The sequence below is a fragment of the Paenibacillus sp. 2KB_22 genome (assembly GCF_052115745.1).
In the GTDB taxonomy this organism is placed as follows: domain Bacteria; phylum Bacillota; class Bacilli; order Paenibacillales; family Paenibacillaceae; genus Paenibacillus.
This window is the reverse complement of sequence record NZ_JBFRHG010000005.1, coordinates 17,628-32,617: the sequence shown is the minus strand read 5'-3', so window position 1 is coordinate 32,617 and position 14,990 is coordinate 17,628. Positions and strand designations below refer to the sequence as shown.

Annotated in this window: 14 protein-coding genes and 1 riboswitch; of the genes, 9 read left to right on the top strand and 5 right to left on the bottom strand. The window is 50.3% G+C overall.

All coding sequences use genetic code 11. The annotated features are described in order from the left end of the window. Window positions 1-5 precede the first annotated feature (5 nt). From AB4111_RS24160 to AB4111_RS24150, 3 genes are all read left to right on the top strand, one after another. Window positions 6-818 (top strand): hypothetical protein, encoded by an 813-nt coding sequence (locus AB4111_RS24160; RefSeq protein WP_442033521.1) that lies wholly within the window; start codon window positions 6-8, stop codon window positions 816-818. A gap of 276 nt (window positions 819-1,094) precedes the next feature. Further along, window positions 1,095-2,069, top strand: coding sequence for a M15 family metallopeptidase (locus AB4111_RS24155; protein ID WP_442033520.1), 975 nt, complete (start codon window positions 1,095-1,097; stop codon window positions 2,067-2,069). A 272-nt stretch (window positions 2,070-2,341) separates the two neighbouring features. Continuing rightward, the gene (locus AB4111_RS24150) at window positions 2,342-2,743 is read left to right on the top strand and encodes a RidA family protein (RefSeq protein WP_442033519.1); all 402 of its coding nucleotides are present in this window, start codon (window positions 2,342-2,344) and stop codon (window positions 2,741-2,743) included. A 612-nt stretch (window positions 2,744-3,355) separates the two neighbouring features. On the opposite strand, the gene AB4111_RS24145 is transcribed toward AB4111_RS24150, so the two are convergent. After that, window positions 3,356-4,426: a copper amine oxidase N-terminal domain-containing protein gene (locus AB4111_RS24145; protein WP_442033518.1), complete on the bottom strand. Its 1,071-nt coding sequence runs from the start codon at window positions 4,424-4,426 to the stop codon at window positions 3,356-3,358. A 249-nt stretch (window positions 4,427-4,675) separates the two neighbouring features. Here AB4111_RS24145 and AB4111_RS24140 point away from each other — a divergent pair, with 249 nt between their 5' ends. Then, complete coding sequence (locus AB4111_RS24140) at window positions 4,676-5,152, top strand: GNAT family N-acetyltransferase (RefSeq protein WP_062837317.1); 477 nt, start codon at window positions 4,676-4,678, stop codon at window positions 5,150-5,152. 47 nt (window positions 5,153-5,199) lie between these two features. Then, the gene (locus tag AB4111_RS24135) at window positions 5,200-6,270 is read left to right on the top strand and encodes a Gfo/Idh/MocA family protein (protein WP_076215533.1); all 1,071 of its coding nucleotides are present in this window, start codon (window positions 5,200-5,202) and stop codon (window positions 6,268-6,270) included. A 99-nt stretch (window positions 6,271-6,369) separates the two neighbouring features. Here AB4111_RS24135 and AB4111_RS24130 read toward each other — a convergent pair whose 3' ends face one another. Both AB4111_RS24130 and AB4111_RS24125 read right to left on the bottom strand, forming a co-directional pair. Next, the gene (locus AB4111_RS24130; RefSeq protein WP_253429688.1) at window positions 6,370-6,738 is read right to left on the bottom strand and encodes a hypothetical protein; all 369 of its coding nucleotides are present in this window, start codon (window positions 6,736-6,738) and stop codon (window positions 6,370-6,372) included. A gap of 103 nt (window positions 6,739-6,841) precedes the next feature. Beyond that, entirely contained in the window at window positions 6,842-9,424 is a 2,583-nt protein-coding gene (locus AB4111_RS24125) for a UvrD-helicase domain-containing protein (protein ID WP_442033517.1), read from the bottom strand. A 568-nt stretch (window positions 9,425-9,992) separates the two neighbouring features. Between AB4111_RS24125 and AB4111_RS24120 the strand changes: the two genes are divergently transcribed. Beyond that, window positions 9,993-10,808 carry a zinc ribbon domain-containing protein gene (locus tag AB4111_RS24120; protein ID WP_442033516.1) on the top strand — a complete coding sequence of 272 codons (816 nt, stop codon included), beginning with the start codon at window positions 9,993-9,995 and terminating at the stop codon, window positions 10,806-10,808. 68 nt (window positions 10,809-10,876) lie between these two features. Beyond that, the gene (locus tag AB4111_RS24115; protein WP_442033515.1) at window positions 10,877-11,683 is read left to right on the top strand and encodes a TrmB family transcriptional regulator; all 807 of its coding nucleotides are present in this window, start codon (window positions 10,877-10,879) and stop codon (window positions 11,681-11,683) included. A gap of 280 nt (window positions 11,684-11,963) precedes the next feature. Here the strand turns inward: AB4111_RS24115 and AB4111_RS24110 are convergent, their stop codons facing one another. Beyond that, a complete protein-coding gene (locus AB4111_RS24110) occupies window positions 11,964-12,617 on the bottom strand; it encodes an NUDIX hydrolase (RefSeq protein ID WP_442033514.1) in 654 nt (217 codons plus the stop codon). A gap of 80 nt (window positions 12,618-12,697) precedes the next feature. On the opposite strand from AB4111_RS24110, the gene AB4111_RS24105 reads away from it, so the two are divergent. Then, a complete protein-coding gene (locus AB4111_RS24105; RefSeq protein ID WP_017690846.1) occupies window positions 12,698-13,000 on the top strand; it encodes a hypothetical protein in 303 nt (100 codons plus the stop codon). 236 nt (window positions 13,001-13,236) lie between these two features. On the opposite strand, the gene mscL is transcribed toward AB4111_RS24105, so the two are convergent. Next, window positions 13,237-13,731: a large conductance mechanosensitive channel protein MscL gene (gene mscL, locus AB4111_RS24100; RefSeq protein WP_442033513.1), complete on the bottom strand. Its 495-nt coding sequence runs from the start codon at window positions 13,729-13,731 to the stop codon at window positions 13,237-13,239. A 271-nt stretch (window positions 13,732-14,002) separates the two neighbouring features. Then, a riboswitch (purine riboswitch) is annotated at window positions 14,003-14,102 on the top strand. A 300-nt stretch (window positions 14,103-14,402) separates the two neighbouring features. Between mscL and AB4111_RS24095 the strand changes: the two genes are divergently transcribed. Further along, window positions 14,403-14,990 carry a xanthine phosphoribosyltransferase gene (locus AB4111_RS24095; RefSeq protein ID WP_036613196.1) on the top strand — a complete coding sequence of 196 codons (588 nt, stop codon included), beginning with the start codon at window positions 14,403-14,405 and terminating at the stop codon, window positions 14,988-14,990.

The window sequence follows — 14,990 nt, the reverse complement described above, 5'->3', positions numbered from 1 at the left end:
TTGTTGTGAGCGAAAAATGGAAGATCGAGCTGCATATGTCCCCCGGTGGATGGACAGCAGAAGTAAATACAGTAGCGGATGCGGCGGGGCAGGAGGCGTACGCATCCGCTGAGGCAGGTAAGACCGGAACAGCCGTTGCAGGCGTGTTCACGGTCACGGGAACGCCGGCGCGACTGAGCGAAGCCGAGCGCGAGGCTGTGCTGGCTCAGCTGCGCAAGCGCCCGCTGACGCTGTACGCCCTGCTGCGCGGTGGCCCGGCGCCCGAGGAGCTTGCCGGGCTGCTGCCGGCTGTGCAAGCGCCCGAGGGCTCGCCAGGCGCAGCAACGGCCAGTGCGGCTGTGGCATGCACCTGCGGCCGCCCGAGCTGCGCGCATGCCGCGGCCGCTGAGCACGCCGTAGCCGCGCGCCTCGCGGCCGAGCCGCTGCTGCAGCTGGCGCACGCCGGCCTGCCGCGCGAAGCGCTGCTCGCCGGCGTGCTGGGGGCATGGGCGGAGGAACTCGCCCATGATCCCGGCGGCCCCGGCCGCGCAGCGGAAACGGCTGGCCGCCCGCAAGTGCGGGGCGGCGAAGGCGGCGCGGCCGTCGGCGAGTGGATCGCCGAGGCCGCCGCGGACGGCGCCATGCACCAGCCAGGGCCAGGCTTTGGCGCCGTTGAGGTGCGCCTCACGCAGCCGGGCAAGCCGCCGGCCTTGCCGGAGCTGACGGCGCTGCTGCCGGGCGTGCCGGCCACCGCAGGGCTGGATTTGATCCGCGAGCGTGTAGCCGCGCGGATGTGGCAGGCTGTCCAGAAGAAGACGGACAGCCCGGCAACCAAATGATACACCCATCAGAGCGGGGGAGATCTCAGATCACCTCTGCTTGTTTGTATTGCAGCATGTTGCATGATTCAATTCATTTTATTTCCGCGGGAATGCTGCTCTAAAAGTCCAAAAAACGATCATACAGGCTGTACAACCCGTATATGTTCATGAAGATCTCTTCTAAAGGAGGTCTTTACCGGTGGAGCTTCGCAGCCAATTAAGGTATACTTTCGCAGGGAACATTGCACGCAGACAACTAGACAACATTTATATTATTGCGATAGGAGTTTTTACATGAAATCACGTACAGGAAGACAGCGCCGCATGGTGGTTATGCTGTCCTCATTGATGATATGCGGAGCATTGCTTGCCGCGTGCCAGAACGGTTCAGGCACAGAGGAGAGCCAGAATCCGAATGGAACAGGTAACGCACAACAGGAGTCGGACGGCACAACGGTACATTTTACCGAGGACAAGGGATCGGACGGTGACAATGCTGGCGGGGATGATACATCATCTTCTGGCAACAGCGGTGAAGGCACGGATAGTGAGTCTGGGAATGCATCGGCTGGCGAAGAGCAGGGTTCTTCAGACGATGGTAACGGGGCGACAGCGGAAGATCCATTGATGGAGAAACGCAGCATCAGCGCACTGCAAACAACGATCGACGCAGAAGCTGTGGTGACCAATGCCACATCTATGACGGTCATTGTGAACAAGCAACGCAGTCTGCCTGAAGGGTATGAGCCGGACGATCTGGTTGAACCCAATGTACCGTTCTCCTTTGATGAACCTCACGAGAAGCGGCATATGCGCAAGGAAGCGGCGGAGGCACTGGAGAAGTTGTTTGCAGGTGCAAAAGCGGACGGCATTGAGCTTCGTGCGGTGTCTGGTTATCGTTCATATCAGCGTCAGGTGTCCATCTATAACAACAATGTCAAAACCAAAGGTCAGGAATACACGGACCGTGTAAGCTCTGTTCCAGGCAGAAGTGAACATCAGACCGGTCTTGCTATTGATGTATCCAGTCCGAGTGTGGGCAATGTGCTGGAAGAGGTATTCGGCACATCGAAGGAAGGCCAGTGGTTGGCTGAACACGCTGCAGAATATGGATACGTCATCCGTTATCTGAAAGGTGAAGAAGATACCACAGGTTACGTCTATGAGCCTTGGCATATCCGGTACATCGGTACAGATTTGGCACCGGATGTGGCGAAGAGTGGGTTAACTCTGGAAGAATACTTCGATGAGGCTAATATCAAGTTGTAATCCGGATGCTTCATTCTTAAATATAAAACTCTAATTTTCCTAAAATCTCCGAATGAACCGCTCTTGATCTAAACAATGAGCAGTCATTTAGGGGATTTTTTTTCGTGTAAAAAATGATGTTGACTGCCACCTTGTCATGAATCAGGGCACCGCGTGCTGAAGCTGCACTAAAATAGAATTAAACTTTATTCTATTGTCTGAGATGCTGGGGGACTGATATAATTCATGTTTAATCTGAAGAGACAAATACAACCAAAGCGAGGGACGAGAGAATGAGCAGACAGCAGGTTTTTACCGGCTCCCCATGGGAACCGTTGGTGGGATATTGCCGTGCTATCCGGGTAGGGAACCGAATTGAAGTGGCGGGTACAACCGCGATGCAAGATGGTGTAGTTGTTGGGGCAGGTGATCCGTATGCACAGACAAGATTCATTTTGCAGACGATCGAGAATGCACTGAAAGAATTGGGGGCTGACATGTCGCATGTCGTTAGAACCCGAATGTTTGTGACCGATATCTCCAGGTGGGAGGAAGTTGGCAAGGCCCACGGTGAATATTTTGGACAGATTCAGCCTGTAGCCACCATGGTTGAAGTTAGCGCACTCATTGATCCCTTGTTGATGGTTGAGATTGAAGCGGAAGCGATTGTTGAAGAAGAAGTCCAAGCCGATTGATCTGTCGATCTCGCTTATCGTGAAGATTTTCTAAGGAACTCAGGACGTCTTATTTGGCCCTCAGGTCTTCTTCTTAAAATGTAAGGAACATCAGGCACGTTGTTTTCCGAATTAGCCTGACAAAAACGCTGTAAACAGCTGTTTATTCACACATAGCGTGTCTGGGATTCCTTAGATCTCTGCGGGCGATTGAAATCCTAGAATAAGACGCTCAGATTCGTTAGCGCTACCCCCGCCTGCTCTTACATTCTATATCCAACGTATGACGTATGCAGTGCACGTCGTATGCAACGCATGTTAGTATGTAGCGCACGTCGTATGCAGGACACGTTGTACGTGCCTGCCCCGGACAAGTTCAGGTGCGCTTCGCTTGGAAGCAAGTTTTGAAAACACGCTCCAAAAACCCAAATATCCACAATACCTAAACCCCTAAAACAAAAAAATAACCTTACCCATGCCTGTCGGAAGACAAGCAGATAAGGTTATTTTTTATTGACTTCGCCGCGGCAGGACATTATGATGCGACGCTCTCCTGACACCAAGCCAAGATATGCATGCGGTTAGCAACATAGAACATATGCCTCAGCTCAACCAGTCGCATTTCTAGTCGATTTATTTCGCTTCCAGTTGTGCTGCTGGTGTTTCAACAACCACTTTCCATGCCGTTCCGATTGGAGGCAGGCTGCGTGTTAGCATAGGGCTGTAGAAACCGATCACTTTAGTTCCTTTAGTCAGTTCTTCGGCCTTTACCGTTTCGCCTTCGTGATTCACGAGCAGCGTATCTTTAGCGATATTCAGCACGACATGGTCAGGAGCCGTCTCAGTTAAACGTGTACCTGTGATCTCAATCTGTGAGATGCCGCCTTCAGCTGCTGTTACATTTTCTATCGTACCGGCTGTACCCAGTACCTCTTTTGGTTGTGCCTCAGATGCTGTAGCCGCATCCAGTACAGTGACTTTATAGGTCGGCGTTTGTGGTGGCAGACTGCGGGTAGTGATCAGGGAATGCTCAGCTTCCACGTTCATGCCGATGGCCAGATCAGTCAGTGCAATCTCTTTTCCCTCAACGGAGATGAATTTCGTCTCATCGCTCAGATTGAGCACGATGCCATCCAACCCTGCACCACCAATCTGGATGGACTTATATTTATCCTGGTTCGAGATTCTGGTAATCACACCACGCTCAGTAATCGTCTTCACGTCCTCTTCACTAGAGATCGTCACCTGATTTCCTGTGGTGTTCACTTGTCCATGCAGTACCTTTTCGGCAAAAGAAGCCGGTACATACAACGTGCCGCCTGTGATTTCGGGTGCTGTACCCAGTGTGAGCAGCATTTTATTTACGGAATATTGATCTTTGCCTGTGATTACCTGTGTCCAGAGAACACCTCGCGTCAGTTCTGCGGTTTTATTTTCTTTATGCCATTTCAGTTCAATACCCAGTGCTTCGGTAAGATCACGCAGTGGAATCATGGCTACTTTGCCATCCTTGTTCCAATAACCATCGGAGATGGATGCACCATTCACGGATACGTTTACTGCACCAGCTGCGTTACTATCTGCTGAAACGGATGTTTGATGGACTGGTTGTGTGTTGTCCAGTGTTGCTGCATAAGCGGCTCCACCACCCAATGCCATGGATAGGGCCATCAGCGCACTTACTTTTTTCATGTTGTTATTCATCAATATTCATCCCTTCTAATCTTTGTAATGTCGCGGTAAAATCTTCCTTAGGGCCACGCTTCAAGTTAATAGACGGGACATATCGTCTCAGTGTTGCAGTTGGCATGCAATGAATCTAAGCGGTATGGTAGTTAAGATTTGAAATATCGCTTGTATTGCAGGTTATCCGCAGCAGGATCAGGTTAATTTCAGGTAGGTGGCCAAACCGTTGTCCTATTTCACATTCAAGTACGAGGAGGAACCGATTAGATGAGTGATATGTTAGTAGCGCTCTATCGTTTACCGGAGCAAGAGAGTGGACTGAGAACGCTGGAGGAATCCTCCATTGTGATTCGAAGAGCCATTGCACCAGAAAAACAGCTTGTACTGGATTGGGTGAGGTCACATTTTAGCCAGGCTTGGGTGGATGAATGTGAGGTCGCTTTTGCACGTCAGCCCGTGTCCTGTTATATTGCCGTTGAGCATGGAAAAATGATCGGATTTGCCTGTTACGAAGCGACATGCAGGAACTTCTTTGGACCGACAGGTGTGAGCCAGGATGCACGCGGCAAAGGTGTAGGCACAGCCCTGTTACTGGCCTGTATGCATGCGATGAAGGCGGACGGTTACGGGTATGCGATTATCGGGTCAGCGGGACCTGTGGATTTCTATGCCCGAACGCTGGGTGCTGTGAAGATTGAAAATTCAACGCCGGGTATTTACGAAGGCATGCTGCGGGCAGACTAGACGATAGTGATGTTGTGGAAGTTGTGTAAAAGGAAGGGAGGACGATGATGAGCACGAAACAAATGCTGCACATTGGTATGATCGGTACAGGATCCATCTCGGATCTTCATATGAGGTGTTACGCCAAAAATGAGGATGCTGTCATCTATGCCATCTGTGATCTGAACGAAGAGCGGGCTAAGGCTGCGGCACAGAAGTATGATGCCCAATCCGTGTACACCGATTATCGGGAGATGCTGGAGGACCCGCATGTGGATGCTGTCAGCATCTGTACCTGGAACAATACACACGCGGAATTCGCCATTGCTGCACTGGAGGCAGGCAAGCATGTGTTGCTGGAGAAACCGGTGGCAACCAATGTGGAAGATGCGCTGCGGATTGAAGAAGCGGTGAAGAAGAGCGGACGTACCTTTATCGTTGGATTTGTGCGTCGGTATGACAACAATATGCAGATGATGCGCAGATTCATTGATGCCGGGGAATTTGGTGAACTGTATTATGCCAAAGCTTCCATTCTGCGTCGTCACGGTAATCCAGGCGGTTGGTTCGCTGACAAAAGCCGTTCCGGCGGAGGTCCCCTGATTGATCTGGGCGTACATATCATTGACCAGTGTTGGTATTTGATGGGCAAGCCCAAGCCTGTTTCCGTCAGTGGTAATACGTATCGGAAGCTGGGCAATCGTGCCCATATCGAACATCTTTCTTTTTACAAAGCAGCCGACTACAGCGCAGCTGTGAATGACGTGGAAGATATGGCGAATGCACTCATTCGGTTTGAAAACGGGGCTTCGCTGGCGGTGGATGTGAGCTTTACCTTGCATGCACGCGGAGATGAATCATCTGTGAAATTATACGGTGAGCGTGGTGGGTTCGAATTGGAGCCGGAGACACTGATCGTCACGGAGAAAAATAATACCATCCTGAATATTGAACCTCAGACGGACAATACGGGTCTCCATATTCATAGCGCATTCCAGAACCAGATCGACCACTTTGTGGATTGTTGCCTGAACGGTACAGAACCGATCAGTCCAATTGCGGATGGGGTGGCTTCCACACGTATGCTCTGCGGAATCTACGAATCCGCTGAGAAAGGGCAGGAGATTCGTCTGGATTGAGTTCATTTTACATGGCAGTTGGCTGTTGTCCTTCATCATATTAAAAAAAGCATGCGTCTTCCGCGTGATCTGCGGTTACGCAAGCTTTTTGGCATCAGGTCATTTATTCAGTGGTGAATTCTCGTATCCAGGGTCATCATAATCCGTATCCTGCAGCCTTGGAAGCACGTTCATGCTCTCAATCGCCTGCCGGGTATCCGGCGTGCCATGGTCATACAGAAAGGTGTACAGCAGAGTCATACCATCCGAAAATTGCTCTGTTGCCTCATCGTGGTCTGCCGATTTGTAGGGTACGGGAGCCCGTTGCAATGTATAGGCATCGTCATCCTCCAGCACCTTCATCAGGTCTTTTAATCGGCCCAACTGTTCGTCATCCACCAACACCTCAAAGGGTGTAGATTCGTTCTTTGTTCGTTCAATCAAGTTATGAGTTACCGATACATAAAGATGTTGTTTGCCGTCCTGCATAATCCAACCCCCATTCTGAAATGGAAAAAAGACGCTTCTACTGTTAATAAACAGCAAAAAGCGCCCTGAAACGAGCTGTAACTGTATCCCGTATAGTTTATTTCTAGAATCTCCCCGTTACGGGAACCTGGCGGGTACCGGCCTCCATCGATCCTGAACAGAGAGGACAGGCGGGAGGGCCGGATGATGCCTTCTTGTTTGTTTTTGCAGAAGGCACAGCCGGTTTCTGTCTTAGCCACGCTTTACAGGTGGATGAACTGCATTTCCAGACCGCAACGGTCTCTGTGCGCTCAGGATTACCTGAGCCTGAACCTGAACTGTGGGACTGTAAACGGGAGGAACTCGCAGCGGTTGGGCTTATACCTGTGGTACTGAACGCCTTATGATTACGAATTTCCCCACTACCACGCCGTTCACCAAGGCGATCCTCATCCCGTTCGTTGTGGACCTCGAAGTCACGACGGTCACTGTGGCTGATGGCACGGCGTTGTGCCACATCCAGACCTTCGGAACGGGCACCTGACCCCGAGCGGGCATATGATCCATTGCCTTTGCCATATGAAGTCTGGCTACTGGTCCGACTCTCCTCACGAGGTTTGCGTTTATCCGGGACTTCCATGCCGAAGGCTTCCAGCAGGAATCGGGACACATCCGCTGGCTTTCCGTGATGAGATGCGGGTGAGGTGACATACAAGTACTGCTTGGCCCTTGTGATGGCAACATAGGCGAGCCTACGTTCTTCCTCCAGCGCCATGTCCAGCTCTGCGTCTGTCTGCTGTACAGCAAGCGCAGCTTTCTGATCTTCGGGGATATCCTGTCGCAGTGCTGTACTGTGAGGTACAATTCCCTCACTGGCTCCGATCCAATACACACAAGGGAACTCCAGTCCTTTGGCCCGGTGAATGGTCATCAGCTGCACTGCGTCACTGTCCTGTGCGCGGCGTAGAGATTCCATCTCCCGGTGTCTGCGGGATAATTCGTCCGCGAACTGGATGAACTCTTCCACCGTTTCGAATTTTTTGACGGCAGCTTCGAATTCATCCAGGGTTTCCAGCATCGTTTCCTTATAATGGGTGAAGATGCTGGGATCACCACTTTCCATATACTTGTCGTAGAACTGCCTGCGCATTTCCTGAATGGCGATGATTGGCTTTAGTTTGTGCAGTGATTTGATCAGCTTGATGCGCTCTTTGACCTGTTCCTGCTGGAATGGTTTCAGCTTGTCCCATTTCACCAGATGGATGAGTGGATATTTCTTCGCCTGTTGTTGTTCGCAGCGCTGTATCCATTCCAGGCCAGCATCCCGTGAAACGTAGAGCGGTCCCAGCGCACTGGGAAGAGCATCCATGGCTCGTGGATCAAGAGACAGACGCAGATGATCCATCAGGGGTCTGATGAGAGACTGGTCATAGAACACCGGGGAAGCACCATGCTGTACAAAAGGCACGTCTTTCAACACAAGCTGCTCGAATACAGCCCGGCTGCTGCTTGCTGTCCGGTGAAGAATCGCAATATCCCGATAGGTGTGCTGCCCTTCTTCAACCTGTTGGCAGAGCTGATTCACGACCCATGCCGCTTCTTCCTCCGCATTGGATGGTGTGGCAAAACGCGGCGCATCTCCGCGGTTTCCGGCGGCACGCAGCCGTTTGTCACGTCTACGTTTATTACGGGCGACCAATTCGCTTCCGAGTCCAAGAATGCGTGCATCACTGCGATAATTGATATCCAGCGTCACAATGCGTGCACCGGGGTATACTTTATCGAATTCCAAAATCGATTCCTGGCGTGCGCCATTAAAGGTATAGATCGTCTGGTCATCATCTCCTACAACCATCAGGTTGCGGTGGGCGGAAGCCAGTTTTTGCACAATCTCATATTGCAGATGGTTGGTATCCTGGAACTCATCCACCATAATGTACTGAAAACGTTTCTGAAGCGGCCCTAGGACAGCCGGGTCACGAAGCAGAGCGGCAGCGCGCAGTAAAATATCGTCAAAGTCCATTTTGCCCCGCTCCTGCTTCCAGGCTTCGTAACCAAGCAGAACACGCTTGGCATCGCGTTCCTCCTGCGATTTTTCAGGCAGGTCAGTTGTTTCCGATCCTTGCATCTTCCAAGCGGACAGCATCGCCAGCAAACTTTCAGGCTGGAAGGCTTCACTCATGCCATTTTGACGCAAAAGCATCTTGAGCACCGTATGCTGAGCCCGTGACTCGCCAAAAATCTCTTCCTGTACGCCATAATGACGCAGCAATGTCAGCGCAAAAGAGTGGAAGGTGCGAGCCTGCACGGCTCTCGCGGCTGCCGGACGAATACCTGGCAATGCGGCGATTCGGTCTTTCATCTCGGTGGCGGCTTTGTTGGTGAACGTCACCAGCAGGATACTGCCCGCATGTACACCGCTGACCTCTATAAGGTAGCCGGCTCTTGCAGCCAGTACAGTGGTTTTGCCACAACCGGCTCCTGCGAGCGTCAGAATAGGTCCTCTGCCGTGACGGACTGCCGAGATTTGTGGTGCATTTAGCTTAATGCCAGCCTCTTCCAAAGAACGAAAGTAAAAGGCATCTTGTTGATCATTGCCCACGAGTTGCCGACTGGTCTCCAGCGGAGCAGACGGGGACTGGGGCAGGGATGCCGCCGGGGTAACCCCAAGCGGACGGGGGTAGAACGTTGAGTTCGGACTTAACATGTTTCATCCACCTCTGTATGCATTCAGGGATAGGACTATCCCAGCTAAAAGTAAACCATTTGCCCTTTTCACAATCGCATTGTAAATTGGTATGATAGAGTTAGTTGCCTAATCAGGCGGTTAAGTAGGGCCAAAGCTTCATTATACCCGAACGTATGGTCTTGACGAAAGCCCCCGATTTCATCCAGTATCGGTATTAAACGGGCACCTGCACGAGATTACGCAACTTTTTGGCATGATATCGTATAAGTTATATGCCTGAGCATTTTGCATGAAGGATGTAATATGCTAATTTACCACAAGTATGTGTTCAAAAAGTCTGGTTTTCAGTACCGAGAAGATGGAATGAAGCTAGAAATGGAGTAGCGGAGCGTAGGGAAAACTACGTGAGCAACTACAATGTTTCCGAAGGAAACATACTTCGTAAGCATATTCTTATTCGGCTGAATGCCATATTCGATGCTGATGATGCCGCTGGCATCCTTCGTAATCAAAAGCGGACTTTTTGAATAACCTCTAAAAATTTAAATGATAATATTGGTTTTGACGGGACAGAGGAGGAATGGTCATGAAACTGCTTCAACGCATCAAAGACGGAGCGAACAAAGCAACAGAGCGTGCCCAGCACGCCGTTGAGATTGGGAAACTGAACAACCAGATTGTGGGCTTGCAACAGGAACAGGAAGTCCATTTTACAGATATGGGTCGCATCTTCTATGAGGGTTATCGGGCACAGGATATGACGCGTGCAGAAAAAGAGATGGTGGAACTGTCGCGACTCTGCGACGAATTGCAGGATGAGATTGATGGCCTGCGCAACAAGATTGCACAGCTGAAGAATGAACGGTTGTGCGAGTGTGGACATGTCGCTTCCCTGGATGCCAACTTCTGCCCTAAATGTGGACGCAAGTTGGGTGAACTCAAGACAGCAGCGCCTAAAGCAGGAACTGCAGGAGTCGCAGGAGCCACCACAGCCGCGAGACAGGAGGCAGCTGTAACTCAGACCCAAAATCCGGAGCCGGACTTCTACGATGCGCCAGCTGAATTGGAACTGGAGGAAGACGAGCCGTATCACACGGTCATTCCGTCCATAGCCGATCTGGAGACGGAATCAGAATATAACAGTACGGAATTTACACAGGAAGAAAAGGAAGCGTTCGATGCAGAGTGGGAACGTCGCAGAGATGAAGAGATGCAACGGGAACGCGAGCGTCAGCAAGAACTGGATGAACGCATTCGCTACTGGAAAGAAAATAACCCGATCGTGAACACGGTGGATGTACAGACCGAAGTGTCACGCGAAATGGTGAATTGTCAGATTTGTGCAGCCGAGCTGCCCAAAGGTTCGAAATGGTGCCCGCGTTGTGGAGCCGAACAGATCTGATGCAGTAGAAGCTCTGCCGCATCAGTGTGAGGCAGTGCGGGTTGCTGACAGCATGGGGGGACGGGAATATGGACCAACTGCTGCATCATTTGCGTCATCTTGGGTTTACAGAGATGGAATCTAAAATTATGGTGGAACTCGCTCGCCAGGGATCAGCCTCAGGATATGAGGTTGCGAAGCGGCTGGGCGTGTCCCGTTCCAATGTATATGCGACCCTGCAACGGCTGGAACAACGTGGTTTCCTGCGGTGTAGCCCGGGGGAGCCTGCGAAGTATAGTGTGTTGAAGCCTGAGGAGATGACGCGTATGATCTCGGATCAGATGCGTACCTCTCTGGATTATGTCCAGAGCAGCATGCCCAAGAGCGAACCGGAGAAGCCTGTCTTCTATAACATTGAGGGTGACAAAAATGTGTTTGAGAATCTGAGCCGTGAATTGGCTGAGGCTCAGCATGAGATTGTTGTAGACGTCTGGCGTGAAGAGGCAGAGCTGCTGCGTAATGATTTACAGCAGGCTGAAGCTCGCGGTGTGCGGCTGTTATGGTCGTGTGACGGTGGTGAAGGCATGCTGGATCAGCCTGTCCCTTGGCCGGGTTTGCCTTTGTATGGAACAGGTAACGGTCGGAAATTCTCTCTGGTGATAGACCGCCGCTGGTGCATGCTGGGCATGCGCGGGGAATCATGCGCTACGCAGGCAGTGGTGACGGAGCATCCGGTAATGACCGGGTTGCTGCTGAATCATTTTGCTCAAGAACTGGTATTGTACGAACTGGAACAGGATATGGGTGAGGAACTGGAGTCCCGCTATGGACACCGGTACGAAGAACTCTCTGCACGGTACTGGTCTTCGCCTTCAGAAGAGGGCGGCCAGAGCTAGGCAGATCATTGACTAATTCACTTCCGATGGAGTGAACATCGAGCACAAAGGTACCTTTCTTGATCTCGATGAAACGAATACTTGTGTTGTGTACATAAAGCAGGCGCTGCCCGAGAGGCAGGCGCCTGTTTATGCTGATTTGAGGTATGACAGTGATGTTCGTCACAGCATCTGTTTCCAGTCAGGTCAATAGTAAAGGTATGAAGTTATGCTATTTTTGAGAAAATGAAGCTATGAACATTCGATTGAACTGGATCGGGTTGAACAGGATTGTACATGATCAATCTTTGGGCAAGTGATACAGTGCTTCCAGCACGTCCGTATAATAAGCAGTGCCATGGGGCACAAATTCCGTTGCCCGAATCTCACGAACGATACGTTCTGGTTTATAAGCTGCATGATCGCTTGACGGCTGAGTCTGAACTCCGGTAGCTTGAATGACGTCGATTTCACTACGGAACAATGCCATTAGATCATCCAGCGGCACCTCATACAGGCTATCCACCTCGCTGGGCTGCAGAACGTAGGCTTCAAGTGGCTGGTTCAGACATAATCCATAGACCGCACTGAATTCCCGATCTACGAATGGAACACCACGGACCTCTCCTTGGAGCTGCTGTGTAGCCGTGAATAGATAGGTTAGTGCATCGAAAGATACATGTACACCCAATTCTTCCTCCAGCTCACGACTGGCGTCTTGCAGTTGTTCACCAGCGGTGAGATGACCTGCTGCTGTAATGTCGTAACATCCGGGGAAGGTATCCTTAACATCACGCCGCCGCTGAAAAAGAACCTGTCGTTGTTCGCCTTCGTCACGCACAATCCAGCAGTGGAATGAACGGTGCCAATATCCTTTGGCATGGACCTCGCTACGCGGCGCTGTACCGATCCAATGTTGCTGATCATCATAAATGTCGAAACGTTCTGGGCTCATGAAACGTATCTCCTTATATAGCAGTTTTTAAAGTTCAAAATTTCACAAAGTTTGTTTTTAAACGAAAGGGGAACGATCGTATGGAATGCATTGTACACTTTCAGGTGATTTATCCGCAACCTCAAGAGCGTAAAAGCCTTCGAGGACTTATATTTGTAGGGCAAGGTCAGGAACCGGCTAACAGTCAGTTAAGCAGCATGTTTAAGGATATGGGATTCAATGTACGTTTGGAAGATGAGGCCCAATTGTTGTTCAAGCCAGTGGATGCTTCGGCAAACTTTGAATATATTCGCGTGACAGAACTGGATACCGGGGAAGAAGTTTACAAGGAAGATAAGGATCTGAAGTCGATTCTGGAGCATTTGCTGCCACGCCGTTTCTAATCCATAAAGATGGGGCAAATGAAATTTACGGGGCAGTAAATGTAATACATGTATGTAAGGCATAAAAGAAGGCCCCACCTTTACGGTGGAACCTTCAAGCTACGCTATATCGTATTAAGTCTTTGTGCTTAGCTTTTCATACATAAACCCTAGCAAGTCGGGAAGTTGTTCTCGGCATTCGCATCAGGATGTATAGCAGGAAGCCAATTCGGTGTACGATTTAACGCTAATTGTAATTATGCTGTTACGCCGCTTCCTTCTGCTTCCAACTCTGAAGTACAGTGTGAGCAGCGGGTAGCCGCAGCTGGGATTTCAGATAGGCAATACTTGCAAGCCTTGGTCGTTTTTTGCGGCTCGGGCTTTTTGTGTTCCTTGCTTTTGAGGTAGTTGATACCCTTCACAAGCATGAAGATACAGAACGCAACGATAAGAAAATCAATCATGACGTTGATGAACTGACCATAAGCAATCACGGTAGCCCCAGCTTCGTTGGCTTGAGCAAGTGTGGTGATCTCCTGTCCGTTTGCTGTTTTGATATCCCCATCCAAGTTGATGATTTTCTGACTGAAGTCGATTCCACCCAGCAGTTTTCCAACCGGAGGCATGATGATATCATTCACAAGGGATGTGACGATTTTACCAAAAGCAGCCCCAATAATGACACCGACCGCCAGGTCGATGACGTTGCCGCGGACGGCAAATTCCTTGAATTCTTTAAGTACGCCTTTCATGTCTGCATATCTCCTTTGATCATCCTATTGAAAATGTAGGCCGCGGTTCCATCCATTCTCCGTTCAGTTCCGCGCTTCCGTTCTCATATTGTACATAAAAAATAGATTCCTATCACCCCCTGTTTGCAAATTAAGACAAGTTTCCGCAACTTCCATGAAAATACTTCTTTATTTCACGCCGCCGATTCGGTATACTTCTAACATTGTCAGTTATGTTTAACCATGTACATTCAGGTTCGCGATCATACATTGTAACGAATCATGGAGCCAAAAAATTAAATATGCCGTTACTCGTATATGTGCAGGAATAGGCCTGCATGTCTCTACCCGATCACCGGAATGATCGGACTACGGGAAAGATGCTGCAACGTGTTGTGGTTGGAATGAGATTATTCTCGAGCAGTTTGACTGAAAGGCAGGTTCAGGTAGCTTCACATCTGATCCTGGACAGACTGTTTGGAGTTTGACGTGTCAGGAATGAACTCCTGCTCTAATATCCATCCAGTACACTTGCAGCATCCATACGGCTTGTCCATATACGTACAAGTCCGTCTTTCCCCGTCTCCGGTTATTCCGCAGCGTGTGAAAAGGCGGGCTTTTTGCTTTTTTACCATGGGATTGAAGTGGCATGTGGGTTTCTGTGCGGAGGGCATTCAGGGGGAAGAATAGCAATGCAATTGTTAAAAGACAAGGTAAGACAGGAAGGTATTGTCCTGTCCGAGCAAGTACTCAAAGTGGATTCATTCCTGAACCACCAGATGGACCCGGTTCTGATGAAGGAAGTGGGCAAGGAATTCATTCGCCGCTTTGAAGGCGAGAATATCACACGTGTGCTAACGATTGAATCGTCAGGGATTGCGCCAGGCATCATGACTGCATTGGAGCTGAACGTACCGCTTATTTTTGCACGGAAGCAGAAGTCGCTCACACTAACGGAAGACATTCTGGTGGAGAAGGTCTACTCCTTCACGAAGCAAGAAACGAATGAAATTACCGTTGCCAAGAAATTCATGAAGCCTGGGGATCGGGTGTTGATCATTGATGATTTTCTGGCAAACGGTGAAGCGGCATTTGGTTTGGCTCGCATTGTGGAGCAGGTTGGAGCAGAAGTGGTTGGCATCGGTATCGTTATTGAGAAAGCATTCCAGCCGGGAGGTCGCTTGCTGAAAGAAGCAGGATACCGTGTGGAATCATTGGTTCGCATCGGGGCTTTGTCAGATGGACAGGTTACATTTGCGGACGAGGAGGGCACGAACTAA

What these genes read in the sequence shown, in the direction of transcription:
- AB4111_RS24155 (WP_442033520.1), top strand. Translation starts at nt 1,095, where the DNA reads ATGAAATCACGTACAGGAAGACAGCGCCGCATGGTGGTTATGCTGTCC.
- AB4111_RS24150 (WP_442033519.1), top strand. Translation starts at nt 2,342, where the DNA reads ATGAGCAGACAGCAGGTTTTTACCGGCTCCCCATGGGAACCGTTGGTG.
- AB4111_RS24145 (WP_442033518.1), bottom strand. Translation starts at nt 4,426, where the DNA reads ATGAATAACAACATGAAAAAAGTAAGTGCGCTGATGGCCCTATCCATG.
- AB4111_RS24140 (WP_062837317.1), top strand. Translation starts at nt 4,676, where the DNA reads ATGAGTGATATGTTAGTAGCGCTCTATCGTTTACCGGAGCAAGAGAGT.
- AB4111_RS24135 (WP_076215533.1), top strand. Translation starts at nt 5,200, where the DNA reads ATGAGCACGAAACAAATGCTGCACATTGGTATGATCGGTACAGGATCC.
- AB4111_RS24130 (WP_253429688.1), bottom strand. Translation starts at nt 6,738, where the DNA reads ATGCAGGACGGCAAACAACATCTTTATGTATCGGTAACTCATAACTTG.
- AB4111_RS24125 (WP_442033517.1), bottom strand. Translation starts at nt 9,424, where the DNA reads ATGTTAAGTCCGAACTCAACGTTCTACCCCCGTCCGCTTGGGGTTACC.
- AB4111_RS24120 (WP_442033516.1), top strand. Translation starts at nt 9,993, where the DNA reads ATGAAACTGCTTCAACGCATCAAAGACGGAGCGAACAAAGCAACAGAG.
- AB4111_RS24115 (WP_442033515.1), top strand. Translation starts at nt 10,877, where the DNA reads ATGGACCAACTGCTGCATCATTTGCGTCATCTTGGGTTTACAGAGATG.
- AB4111_RS24110 (WP_442033514.1), bottom strand. Translation starts at nt 12,617, where the DNA reads ATGAGCCCAGAACGTTTCGACATTTATGATGATCAGCAACATTGGATC.
- AB4111_RS24105 (WP_017690846.1), top strand. Translation starts at nt 12,698, where the DNA reads ATGGAATGCATTGTACACTTTCAGGTGATTTATCCGCAACCTCAAGAG.
- mscL (WP_442033513.1), bottom strand. Translation starts at nt 13,731, where the DNA reads ATGAAAGGCGTACTTAAAGAATTCAAGGAATTTGCCGTCCGCGGCAAC.
- AB4111_RS24095 (WP_036613196.1), top strand. Translation starts at nt 14,403, where the DNA reads ATGCAATTGTTAAAAGACAAGGTAAGACAGGAAGGTATTGTCCTGTCC.